Origin of the sequence: Paraburkholderia sp. (genome assembly GCF_035501035.1) — a bacterium.
GTDB lineage: Bacteria > Pseudomonadota > Gammaproteobacteria > Burkholderiales > Burkholderiaceae > Paraburkholderia.
On the sequence record NZ_DATJWR010000484.1, the window covers coordinates 1 to 10,770 of the forward strand.

A 10,770-nucleotide genomic window follows, 5' to 3' on the forward strand; every position below is an offset into this window, starting at 1 on the left:
TCGGAGCATCTCGTGATGGTCGGCACGCTCGGCAAGGCGGCGGGTGTCTCCGGCGCGTTCGTCTGCGCGCACGACACCGTGATCGAATGGCTCGTGCAGCGCGCGCGGCCCTATATCTTCACGACGGCCTCGTCGCCGGCGATCGCGCATGCCGTGTCCGCGAGCCTGCGCGTGATCGGCGGCGAGGAGGGCGATGCGCGGCGCGCGCATCTGGGGCGCCTCATCGCCCGTACGCGTTCGCTGCTCGCGCAAACCTGCTGGCAGCCCGTCGATTCGCATACCGCCGTGCAGCCGCTCGTCATCGGCGCCAACGAAGCGACGCTCGCGTTGCAGGCCGCGCTCGAGCGCGACGGCCTCTGGGTGCCCGCCATCCGGCCGCCCACGGTGCCTGCGGGCACCTCGCGCCTGCGCATCTCACTCTCGGCGGCGCATTCGGATGCGGACCTCGACCGGCTGAACGCATCGCTGCAACGCGCGAGCCTCGAAGCGCAGGAGCTCGCGCAATGACGGTTTCGCTTTTCGTCACCGGCACCGATACCGAGATCGGCAAGACCTTCGTGAGCGCCGCCTTGCTGCGCGGCTTCGCCCGTGCGGGGCTGCGCGCCACGGCGCTCAAGCCCATCGCCGCGGGCGCTTACGAGCGCGAGGGCGCCTGGCACAACGAGGACGCCGATCAGCTCGACGCCGCCGCGAGCGTGCTGCTACCGCCGGAAATCCGCACGCCCTTCCTGCTCAAGGAGCCCGCCGCGCCGCACATCGCCGCCGCGCTCGAAGGCGTGACGCTCGACATGGCGCGCATCGTCGATTGCCATCGCGAGGCGTGTCGCCGCGCGGATGCCGTCGTGGTGGAAGGCGTGGGCGGCTTTCGCGTGCCGCTCACGGCGAGCGAAGATACCGCCGATCTCGCCGTCGCACTCGGCTTGCCCGTGGTGCTCGTGGTGGGCATGCGGCTTGGCTGCATCAGCCATGCGCTGCTCACCGCCGAAGCGATCGTCGCGCGCGGCCTCACGCTCGCGGGCTGGGTCGCGAACCGAATCGATCCGGCCATGACGTTCCCCGAAGAAAACATCCAGGCGCTGCGAGAGCGCCTTGGCGCCCAGTACGGCGCGCCGCTCATCGGCGTCGTGCCGCACATGCGCGGCGCGCGCGCCGACGAAGCGGCCGAACACCTGAACATCGACGCGCTGCTCGCGAGGCTCTCGTCCCTCTCGCCGCGCTGAGCGCACGCGTTGCCACTCGAATCGTCCCTGTCAAAGAAGGATCACGACCCCATGACCGAAGCCCACATCGACATCACCGCGATCACGAAGAGCGCGCCGCGGGCGCAAACGGAAGACACTGCGCGCTGGCGCGTAGCCGATGTCGCCGCGCTCTACGAGCTGCCGTTCAACGACCTGATCTTTCGCGCGCAGCAGGTGCATCGCGAGCACTTCGACGCCAACGCCGTGCAGCTTTCCACGCTGTTGTCGATCAAGACCGGCGGCTGCGAGGAGGACTGCGCGTACTGCCCGCAGTCGTCGCATCACGACACGGGCCTCGACGCGAGCAAGCTGATGGAAGTGGACGCCGTGCTCGCCGCCGCGAGCCACGCGAAGGCGAACGGCGCGACGCGCTTTTGCATGGGCGCGGCGTGGCGCAATCCGAAGGACCGCCATCTCGAGCCGATCAAGGACATGATCCGCGGCGTGAAGGCGATGGGCCTCGAAACCTGCGTGACGCTCGGCATGCTCGAAGCGCATCAGGCGAAGGCGCTCGCGGATGCGGGCCTCGACTACTACAACCACAACCTCGACACGTCGCCCGAGTTCTACGGCCAGATCATTTCGACGCGCACGTACGAGGACCGCCTCGAGACGCTCGAGCGCGTGCGCGACGCGGGCATCAACGTGTGCTGCGGCGGCATCGTCGGCATGGGCGAGTCGCGCCGCGAGCGCGCGGGCCTGATCGCGCAGCTCGCGAACATGGAGCCGTATCCGGAGTCGGTGCCCATCAACAATCTCGTGCAGGTGAGCGGCACGCCGCTCGAAGGCACCGATCCGCTCGATCCGTTCGAGTTCGTGCGCACGATCGCCGTGGCGCGCATCACGATGCCGAAGGCAATGGTGCGTCTGTCGGCGGGCCGCGAGCAGATGGATGACGCGCTGCAGGCGCTGTGCTTCATGGCGGGCGCGAATTCGATCTTCTACGGCGACCAGTTGCTCACCACGGGCAACCCGCAAGCGGAAGCCGACCGCAAGCTGCTGCAGCGTCTGGGCATCAGCGCGCAGGCGGCGCAGGACCTGGGTGGCGAAGAGCATGCTCATCACGCGCACCACGGCGGCTGCGGGCATTGCGAGTGACGGACGAGGCTAACGCGGCAGCTCACGCTTGAGTGAGCCGCCGCTGAAAAGCAAAACGCCACGCTTGTAGGAACAAGCGTGGCGTTTTTTCATGCGCGCGATCCTGCCGCGCGAAGCCGCTTACGCGTAAGCCGCGCGCCGGCGCCCGGCGAGCGCGAGATAGCACAGCGCACCGACCACGAGCGAAGGCAGCGTCGCGCCCAGATTCGGCAGCCATTGGTTGAGCGCCTGATACGCGCCGAAGCCGACCGCCCACGCAACGAACGCGCTCACGTGCCAGCCGCCCGTATAGCCATAGATGCCGCTGAGATCCGCGAGCGCTTTCGCATCGATGCGGCGGCGTCGCACGACGAAGTGATCGGCGAGCACGACGCCGAAGAGCGGCGCGAACACCGATCCGATGAAGAGCAGGAAGTTTTCGTACTTCGCCATCGGCACGACGAGGCCGATCAGCGTGCACAGGGCGCCGAACGCCGCCGAGAGCCAGGGCACGCTGCCGCGCGTCCAGAACGTGCCGGTCGAGACCGCGGCCGAATGGATGTCGGCGAAGGCGTTGTCGATCTCGTCGATCAGCACGAGCAAGAGGGCGAAGCCGCCGCCTGCCTGCGCGAGCGCCGTGGTGAGGAGCGCGTCGCCGCCGCCGGCGGCGAGCCCGTAGATCGCACCGAGCGCGTAGAACCAGAGATTCGCGATGCCATAGCCGAACAGCGTGCCACGGAAGGTTTCGCCTGGGCGGCGGCCAAAGCGCGTGTAGTCGGCGATGAGCGGCAGCCACGAGAGCGGCATCGCCACTACGAGGTCGATGGCGCTGCCGAACGGCATCTCGCCCGTGCCGGGGCGGCGCATCAGCGCGCCGAGATCGTGCCGTGCGAGCAGGCTCCACGTGAGCCAGGCCGCGCCCGCGAGCAGCAGCCAGATGCCATACGTGCGCAGGAAGCGCCGCACGAACGAGAGCGGGCCGCTCACGGCGAGCAGCGTGGCGAGCACGCCGAAGACCACGGTCCAGACGAGCGGCATCGAAAGGTTGAAGGCTTGCTTCGCGAGCGCATCGGCGGAATCGCGCATCACGATGATCTCGAACGAGCCCCAGCCCACGAGCTGCACCATGTTGATGATGGCCGGAACGGACGCGCCGCGAATGCCGAGCGTCGGGCGCAGCGACGACATGGCCGCCAGTCCCGTATCGGTGCCGATCACGCCCGCGAGCGCGAGCAGCACGACCCCGATCACACTGCCGATCACGATGGCCGCGAGCGCGAGCGGCAGCGAGAGTCCGGGCACGAGCAGCGCGCCTGCCTGCGCGACCAGCAGGCCGATGCCGAGCGAGAACCACAGCGCGAACGCGTCGCCGGTGCGGAACTGGCGGCGCGCGTCGGGCACGGGCACGTTCGGCGCGTAGGTGGAGCCGGCCTCGCCGGCGGCTGAATCTTGAGTCATGGGGAACGCTTTCCTCTGTATCGTCTGTTTTTGTCCGCTTCCGTCAGCCTGCGCGCGGATTGCGTGCCTCGCGCCGCGGCCCACGCTGTCATAATGCACGACTGCATCCGGCGCGGCGGCCCGCATTTCTGGGCGCGGGAGTTCCGTCCCCGAATTCGCCGCATGCGCCTCGCCGCCGGAAAGCCGTCATTATCGCGAAAACGTCATGTTTGAAGAAACCCGTGCCAACGTCCCGCTCGCCGAGCGGCTGCGCCCGCGCTCCGTCGACGAGGTCATCGGCCAGAAGCATTTGCTCGGGCCCAACAAGCCGCTGCGCGTCGCGTTCGAGTCCGGCGAAGCGCATTCGATGATCCTCTGGGGGCCGCCCGGCGTCGGCAAGACCACGCTCGCGCGTCTCATGGCCGACGCCTTTCACGCCGAATTCATCGCGCTTTCCGCGGTGCTTTCGGGCGTGAAGGACATCCGCGAGGCCGTGGAGACGGCGCAAGTGCACCGCGCGCACGGCCACCAGACGCTCGTGTTCGTCGACGAAGTCCATCGCTTCAACAAGAGCCAGCAAGACGCTTTCCTGCCGCACGTGGAGTCGGGGCTGTTCGTGTTCATCGGCGCGACGACGGAGAACCCGTCGTTCGAGGTGAACAGCGCCTTGCTCTCTCGCGCGGCCGTCTACGTGCTCAAGAGCCTCGACGAGGAGGAGCAGGGCGAACTGCTCGCGCGCGCGAGCGCGGAGCTGGGCGGCCTCACCTTTACCGACGAGGCGAAAAAGGCGCTGATCGGTTCCGCCGACGGCGATGGCCGCAAGCTGCTCAACAACCTCGAAATCGTCGCGCGCGCGGCCGCGCAGCAAAAGCAGAGCGAGATCGACGAAGCGCTGCTCGGCAGCGCGCTCGCCGAGAACCTGCGCCGCTTCGACAAGGGCGGCGACGCGTTCTACGACCAGATCAGCGCGCTGCACAAGTCGGTGCGCGGCAGCAACCCGGACGGCGCGCTCTACTGGTTCTGCCGCATGCTCGACGGAGGCGCCGATCCGCGTTATCTCGCGCGGCGTATCGTGCGCATGGCGTGGGAGGACATCGGTCTCGCCGATCCGCGCGCCGCGCGCATCACGCTCGACGCCGCCGAGACCTACGAGCGCCTCGGCTCGCCCGAAGGGGAGCTTGCGCTGGCGCAGGCCGTGATCTATCTCGCCGTCGCGCCGAAGTCCAACGCGGGCTATATGGCGTACAACGAGGCACGGCGATTCGTGAGCAAGGACCAGTCGCGCCCGGTGCCCATTCACCTGCGCAACGCACCGACGAAGCTGATGAAGGAACTGGGCTACGGCCACGAGTACCGCTACGCGCACGACGAACCCGACGCCTACGCGGCCGGCGAGACCTATGTGCCCGACGGCATGCGCGATCCGCGCTGGTATCAGCCCACGCCGCGCGGGCTCGAAGGCAAGATCGGCGAAAAGCTCGCGCGCCTCGCCGAACTCGATGCGCAATGGCGCGACGAGCATCGCGACGAAAACCGCGAGAAGAAGCGCAAGGGCTGAGTGATCACCGTCACGCCGGAATGCCCCGGCCGGTGCGCTAAAATCGCCCCTTCAACCAACGAAACTGCAGTCTCACAATCCCATGCTCGACATCCAGCTGCTGCGCAAAGACCTCGACGGCGTCGCGAAGCGCCTCGCCGACCGCGGCTACACCCTCGACGTGGCGGCCTTCTCCGCGCTCGAAGCGGAACGCCGCGCCATCCAGACTCGCACCGAAGAACTGCAGGCACGCCGCAACAGCCTCTCGAAGCAGATCGGCGCGATGAAAGGCCGCGGCGAGGACACCTCGGCGGTCATGGCCGAAGTGGGCGGCATCGGCGACGAAATGAAGGCGTCGGCCGCGAAGCTCGATGAGATCCAGTCGAAGCTCTCCGACCTGCTGCTCGGCGTGCCGAACCTGCCGCACGAGAGCGTGCCGGTCGGCAAGGACGAGAACGACAACGCGGAAGTGCGCCGCTGGGGCGCGCCGCGCCAGTTCGATTTCGCGGTGAAGGATCACGTCGACGTGGGCACGCCGCTCGGCCTCGATTTCGAGACGGGCGCGAAGCTCTCGGGCGCACGCTTCACGATGCTGCGCGGCCAGATCGCGCGCCTGCACCGCGCGCTCGCGCAGTTCATGATCGACACGCACACGCAGCAGCACGGCTACACGGAAACCTACACGCCCTACATCGTCAACCCGGAAATCCTGTACGGCACGGGCCAGCTGCCCAAGTTCGCCGAGGACATGTTCCGCGTGGAGAAGGGCGGTGGCGAGAATACCGTCACGCAATACCTGATCTCCACTTCGGAAATTTCGCTCACGAACACGGTGCGCGAGAGCATCGTGGAAGGCAGCGCGCTGCCGATCAAGCTCACGGCCCACTCGCCGTGCTTCCGCTCGGAAGCGGGCTCGTATGGGCGCGACACGCGCGGCATGATCCGTCAGCACCAGTTCGACAAGGTCGAGATGGTGCAGATCGTTGCGCCGGAAACGTCGTACGACGCGCTCGAGCAGATGGTGGTCCACGCGGAAACCATTTTGCAGAAGCTCGGCCTGCCGTACCGCGTCATCACGCTGTGTACGGGCGATATGGGCTTCTCGGCCGCCAAGACCTATGACCTCGAAGTGTGGCTGCCGGCGCAGAACACCTATCGCGAAATTTCGAGCTGCTCGAACACGGAGGCGTTCCAGGCTCGCCGCATGCAGGCGCGCTACCGCAACGCGCAGGGCAAGCCGGAACTTGTGCACACGCTCAACGGCTCGGGCCTGGCAGTGGGCCGCACGCTGGTCGCCGTGCTGGAGAACTATCAGGAAGCGGACGGCTCGGTCACGGTGCCCGAAGTGCTGCGCCCGTACATGGGCGGCGTGGCCCGCCTCGAAGCCAGCGCCTGACGAGGGCCTGGGTGCGCGATTTCCCTGACGCGCATCTAGCTGCGCGATTTCCCTGACGCGCACCTAGCTGCGCGATTTCCTTGTCCTCGAAAATTTTCTCAAAAGAGGGCTTGCGAAAATCAAAACATGTTCTATAATCTTCGCTTCGCCAGTCAGCGACCAAGACTAAGCGAAGCAGTAACAAAGTAGTACCCCGGAGAGGTGGCAGAGTGGTCGAATGTACCTGACTCGAAATCAGGCGTACGGTTTCCCCGTACCGTGGGTTCGAATCCCACCCTCTCCGCCAAATTTGAAAACCCCTGCATGCTTACCGGCTGCAGGGGTTTTTGCTTTTCTGCGTCCAGCGCGTGCGGTTGCCTGTTGAACGCACGCTCGTTTCTGCAAGTGCCCGCGCAACTTCGGCGCAACAGGTCGGTGCCCGAAATCGACGAACTAGTCGCGGTGACTTAGGGTCATGATCGAACAACCGGCTCGCGATGTAAGATATTTCCCATTCCTGACTGCGGATTGCCCTCGAATAGTCGGACGTCGCTGATAATTCGGCAGACGGCAGCATCGGGTTGCCGCGCTCCCGACGCCGCGGCGCCGGTACAATCGCACCTTTGAATTGCGGCGAAGCGCCCTGCGTACCGCCGCGCCCACTTCGGTCCACAGATGCCTATCACCTACAAGTCTGCCGACGATATCGCCCGCTTGCGCATTTCGGGCCGGCTCGCCGCCGACGTGCTCGCGATGATCGGCGAACACGTGAAGCCCGGGGTCTCCACCGGCGACCTCGACGCCATCTGCAACGACTACATCGTCAAGACGCTCAAGGCCGTGCCGGCCAACGTCGGCTACCTCGGCTTTCCGAAGACGATCTGCACTTCGGTCAACTCGGTGGTCTGCCATGGCATTCCGACGCGCAACGAGGTGCTGAAGGACGGCGACATCATCAATATCGACGTAGCCGTGATCAAGGACGGCTATTTCGGGGACACGAGCCGCATGTACTGCGTTGGCGCACCGAGCACGGTGGGCCGCCAGCTGATCGACACGACCTACGAGGCGATGCTCGCGGGCATCCGTCAGGTGAAGCCGGGTGCGACGCTCGGCGACGTTGGCCACGCCATCCAGAAGCGCGCCCAGGCGGAGGGCTTCTCGATCGTGCGCGAGTACTGCGGCCACGGCATCGGCAAGGTCTATCACGAGGAGCCGCAGGTGCTGCATTACGGCCAGCCGGGGCAGGGCGTGCGCCTGAAGCCGGGCATGGTCTTCACGATCGAGCCGATGGTCAACGCGGGCCGCGCCGGCACCACGGTGCAGCGCGACGGCTGGACGGTCGTCACGAAGGACCGTTCGCTCTCCGCGCAGTGGGAGCACATGGTGGCCGTCACCGACGAAGGCTACGAGCTGCTCACGCCCTGGCCGGACGGCACAGGTGCCTACGAGGCACCGTGAGCGCGCGTGTGAGGCCTCTGGGGCCGTCTGTCAAGGCTGTTGCGCGGCGTGTCGCATGCGCCTCCTGGTCAAATAAGGATTTGACTCCCAAGCCAGTTCGGTTAAAGCTACGCGTTAGCGCTTTATTGGGGTTTACGACTGCATGAGTCCGTCACTGACCGTTCGCCGTATCGCTGCCGATCAGGGTACCGTGCTCCGCGAGCTTCGAACTGCTTCGCTGCGCGATGCGCCTTATGCATTTGGCGACACGCTCGAAGACGCGCTTTCCGCCGATGCAGCCGTCTTCGACGCCGCGGCGGCCCGGCATGCGGTCTCGCACACCGGCACTTCGTTCATTCTCTATACCGAAGGTCATCCGGCAGGGCTGATCGGCGCGAGCTTCGAGAGCGCGCCAGCGCGTCGCGCATTCGTTTCGGCGCTGTGGGTCGCGCCTGCGGTGCGTCATCTGAGCGGCGGCGAGCTGCTCCTGAACAGTGCGATCGACTGGCTCGTGAGCGAAGGCGCCGCGCAGGTCTACGCCTGGGTCACCGATTCGAACACCACTGCCATGCGCTTTTACGAACGCCTCGGCTTCGTGGCCACCGGCGATCACGCGCGCAGCCAGCAACAGCCCGAGCAGTGGGAAACGCTGCTCATGCGCGTCGTTGGCGCGCAAGCGAAAGCCGCTTCCTCTCCGTGAGCGCGCCTGCTCGCGCCGCTGCGTGCGGTGGCGCCGGGCCGCCCTTTCCCCAACGCGGGACTCAAACGAACCTGTTTGCCGCCGCGCGGCGCGCTTGCGTTGCGCGCGCTCTTTTCACGTCACTTTTGTTTGCGCGAATCTGGCCGAATACAACGCTAAAAATAATGGCCGTGTGCGTTGACGCCTGTAAAATACGCAGAATTTTTAGCCGAACGCCATGTCGCCCAAGAAATCGCCATATTTTGAACTGAAGAGCGGTTCAGTCGATACGCTTCTGTTCGTAGTCAAGACGACCGAGCTCGATGCCATGCGCGCCGAGCTCACGCGGCGCTTCGAGGCGACGCCCGAATTCTTCGCAAACGATACCGTAGCGATCGACCTGCGACGTCTTGCCGACGGCGAGCAGGTGGCGCTCGGCGACATTGCGCGCCTGCTCGAGAGCGTCCGCATGCGCCCGGTTGGCGTGGTCGCGCAGCCCGCGCAGCATGCCTGGGCCGCCGAGGCAGGCCTGCCGTTCCTCGAAGCGCGTGACCGCCGCGGCGCGAACGCGAAGCCGGGCGCCGACGAATCCGCTGGCCTCGGCGAAACATCGCATGCGGCAGCGGCCGAACCGGCTGCACCGCAAGCCACGGCTGCGCAGCCCGAACTCTTTCCCACCGCAGCCAACACGGCCGCCGCCGAAAGCACGGCGACGCTCGAAGCGGGCACACCGGAAGCACCTGGCGAGGCGCGCGGTGCGCGCGCGGAACCCACGCTCGTCGTCGACCGCCCGCTGCGTTCGGGCCAGCGCATCTACGCGAAGGGCGACGTGGTCGTGCTCGGCCTCGTCTCCAACGGCGCGGAAGTGATCGCCGAGGGCAACATCCACATTTACGCGCCGTTGCGCGGCCGTGCGCTCGCGGGTGTGCACGGCAACCACGACGCACGCATTTTCTGCACGTGCCTCGAAGCGGAACTGATTTCGATCGCGGGCATCTACCGTACGACCGAAGTGCCGCTCGCGGCGGACGTGCAGGGCAAGCCGGTGCAGATCCGGCTCGAGGAAGAAAAGCTGTTGATCGAACCGTTGAGGCTCACCTGAGTCGCCGCTCGGGCGTTGCGCCCAGCGAGTGAGTGCAGGAGCGGCACGAGACCGTGACGAGACCAAACTGGGATACTGACGAACGCAAGGTAAGGGAATGGCAAAAATCATTGTGGTGACTTCGGGCAAGGGTGGTGTCGGCAAAACGACCACGAGCGCGAGTTTCGCATCGGGCCTCGCGTTGCGCGGCCACAAGACCGCGGTCATCGACTTCGATGTGGGCCTGCGCAATCTCGACCTCATCATGGGTTGCGAGCGCCGCGTCGTGTACGACCTGATCAACGTGATCCAGGGTGAGGCGAACCTCAATCAGGCGCTCATCAAGGACAAGAAGTGCGAGAACCTCTTCATCCTGCCGGCCTCGCAAACACGCGACAAGGACGCGCTCACGAAGGAAGGCGTGGAGAAGGTGATCGAGGACCTGCGCAAGATGGACTTCGAGTACATCGTCTGCGATTCGCCCGCGGGCATCGAGTCGGGCGCGCTGCTCGCGATGCACTTCGCCGACGAAGCGCTCATCGTGACGAATCCCGAAGTCTCCTCGGTGCGTGACTCGGACCGCATTCTCGGCATGCTCTCTTCGAAGACGAAGCGCGCGATCGAAGGCAAGGACCCCATCAAGGAGCACCTGCTCATCACGCGCTACAACCCGAAGCGTGTGAGCGAGGGCGAGATGCTTTCGCTCAACGACATCCAGGAGATCCTGCGCATCGAACTGATCGGCGTGGTGCCCGAATCGGAAGCGGTGCTGCACGCATCGAACCAGGGCCTGCCCGCCGTGCATCTGGACGGCACCGACGTCGCCGAGTCGTACAAGGACGTCGTGGCGCGCTTTCTCGGCGAGGACAAGTCGCTGCGTTTCACCGATTACCAGAAGCCGGG

10 protein-coding genes and 1 tRNA gene are annotated in these 10,770 nt (G+C 66.2%); 10 read left to right on the plus strand and 1 reads right to left on the minus strand.

The genetic code is table 11. The annotated features are described in order from the left end of the window. From VMJ11_RS33235 to bioB, 3 genes are all read left to right on the plus strand, one after another. Positions 1–507 (plus strand): aminotransferase class I/II-fold pyridoxal phosphate-dependent enzyme (locus tag VMJ11_RS33235; protein ID WP_325625360.1); only part of this gene is annotated, 507 nt, incomplete at its 5' end. After that, the gene (bioD, locus tag VMJ11_RS33240) at positions 504–1,220 is read left to right on the plus strand and encodes a dethiobiotin synthase (RefSeq protein WP_325625362.1); all 717 of its coding nucleotides are present in this window, start codon (positions 504–506) and stop codon (positions 1,218–1,220) included. The genes VMJ11_RS33235 and bioD, both read left to right, overlap by 4 nt. Positions 1,221–1,271: 51 nt before the next feature. Beyond that, positions 1,272–2,339 carry a biotin synthase BioB gene (gene bioB / locus VMJ11_RS33245; protein WP_325625363.1) on the plus strand — a complete coding sequence of 356 codons (1,068 nt, stop codon included), beginning with the start codon at positions 1,272–1,274 and terminating at the stop codon, positions 2,337–2,339. A 120-nt stretch (positions 2,340–2,459) separates the two neighbouring features. On the opposite strand, the gene cytX is transcribed toward bioB, so the two are convergent. Continuing rightward, entirely contained in the window at positions 2,460–3,776 is a 1,317-nt protein-coding gene (gene cytX / locus VMJ11_RS33250) for a putative hydroxymethylpyrimidine transporter CytX (RefSeq protein WP_325625364.1), read from the minus strand. A 205-nt stretch (positions 3,777–3,981) separates the two neighbouring features. On the opposite strand from cytX, the gene VMJ11_RS33255 reads away from it, so the two are divergent. From VMJ11_RS33255 to minD, 7 genes are all read left to right on the plus strand, one after another. Then, entirely contained in the window at positions 3,982–5,313 is a 1,332-nt protein-coding gene (locus VMJ11_RS33255; RefSeq protein WP_325625366.1) for a replication-associated recombination protein A, read from the plus strand. A gap of 82 nt (positions 5,314–5,395) precedes the next feature. Continuing rightward, entirely contained in the window at positions 5,396–6,688 is a 1,293-nt protein-coding gene (gene serS, locus VMJ11_RS33260) for a serine--tRNA ligase (protein ID WP_325625368.1), read from the plus strand. 195 nt (positions 6,689–6,883) lie between these two features. Next, positions 6,884–6,974 (plus strand) — tRNA-Ser (locus VMJ11_RS33265). Between the two features lie 368 nt (positions 6,975–7,342). Next, complete coding sequence (gene map / locus VMJ11_RS33270; RefSeq protein ID WP_325625369.1) at positions 7,343–8,128, plus strand: type I methionyl aminopeptidase; 786 nt, start codon at positions 7,343–7,345, stop codon at positions 8,126–8,128. Positions 8,129–8,270: 142 nt separating this feature from the next. Beyond that, complete coding sequence (locus VMJ11_RS33275) at positions 8,271–8,807, plus strand: GNAT family N-acetyltransferase (protein ID WP_325625370.1); 537 nt, start codon at positions 8,271–8,273, stop codon at positions 8,805–8,807. A 217-nt stretch (positions 8,808–9,024) separates the two neighbouring features. Further along, positions 9,025–9,888, plus strand: a complete 864-nt coding sequence (minC, locus tag VMJ11_RS33280) for a septum site-determining protein MinC (RefSeq protein WP_325625372.1) — start codon at positions 9,025–9,027, stop codon at positions 9,886–9,888. A 97-nt stretch (positions 9,889–9,985) separates the two neighbouring features. Then, positions 9,986–10,770 (plus strand): septum site-determining protein MinD (gene minD, locus VMJ11_RS33285; RefSeq protein WP_325625373.1); only part of this gene is annotated, 785 nt, incomplete at its 3' end.

Excerpts from the sequence above, each read along its gene's own strand:
- VMJ11_RS33275 (WP_325625370.1), top strand. The coding sequence starts at position 8,271 with ATGAGTCCGTCACTGACCGTTCGCCGTATCGCTGCCGATCAGGGTACC.
- map (WP_325625369.1), top strand. The coding sequence starts at position 7,343 with ATGCCTATCACCTACAAGTCTGCCGACGATATCGCCCGCTTGCGCATT.
- minC (WP_325625372.1), top strand. The coding sequence starts at position 9,025 with ATGTCGCCCAAGAAATCGCCATATTTTGAACTGAAGAGCGGTTCAGTC.
- VMJ11_RS33255 (WP_325625366.1), top strand. The coding sequence starts at position 3,982 with ATGTTTGAAGAAACCCGTGCCAACGTCCCGCTCGCCGAGCGGCTGCGC.
- bioB (WP_325625363.1), top strand. The coding sequence starts at position 1,272 with ATGACCGAAGCCCACATCGACATCACCGCGATCACGAAGAGCGCGCCG.
- cytX (WP_325625364.1), bottom strand. The coding sequence starts at position 3,776 with ATGACTCAAGATTCAGCCGCCGGCGAGGCCGGCTCCACCTACGCGCCG.
- serS (WP_325625368.1), top strand. The coding sequence starts at position 5,396 with ATGCTCGACATCCAGCTGCTGCGCAAAGACCTCGACGGCGTCGCGAAG.
- bioD (WP_325625362.1), top strand. The coding sequence starts at position 504 with ATGACGGTTTCGCTTTTCGTCACCGGCACCGATACCGAGATCGGCAAG.